This is a genomic window from Streptomyces sp. SID14436, from assembly GCF_010548465.1.
GTDB lineage: Bacteria > Actinomycetota > Actinomycetes > Streptomycetales > Streptomycetaceae > Streptomyces.
This window is the reverse complement of sequence record NZ_JAAGMD010000184.1, coordinates 1-280: the sequence shown is the minus strand read 5'-3', so window position 1 is coordinate 280 and position 280 is coordinate 1. Positions and strand designations below refer to the sequence as shown.

The following is a 280-nucleotide window of genomic DNA, read 5'->3' as shown; positions in this document are numbered from 1 at the left end:
CTGGTGGTCGCCAACCTCGACCCGCACCACACCCAGGAGGCCACGGTCTCGCTGGACATGGCGCACCTCGGCCTCGGACCGCACGATCCGGTGCCGGTGCGCGACGAACTCACCGGTGAGACCTATCACTGGGGCAGTACCGCCAACTACGTGCGGCTGGAGCCGGGGCGGGCTCCCGCGCATGTCCTGCACGTCCAGCGACCGCCCGCCGCACCGCGAAACGGAGGGCCACGACCGTCATGACCCTGAACGAACCCGTGCCGGACACCTTCGAGGACAC

1 pseudogene is annotated in these 280 nt (G+C 70.0%); it reads left to right on the top strand.

What is annotated here, in order from left to right:
- A pseudogene (locus tag G3I53_RS06675) lies at window positions 1-243 on the top strand (alpha-1,4-glucan--maltose-1-phosphate maltosyltransferase); the annotation flags it as partial.
- Between the last annotated feature and the right edge of the window lie 37 nt (window positions 244-280).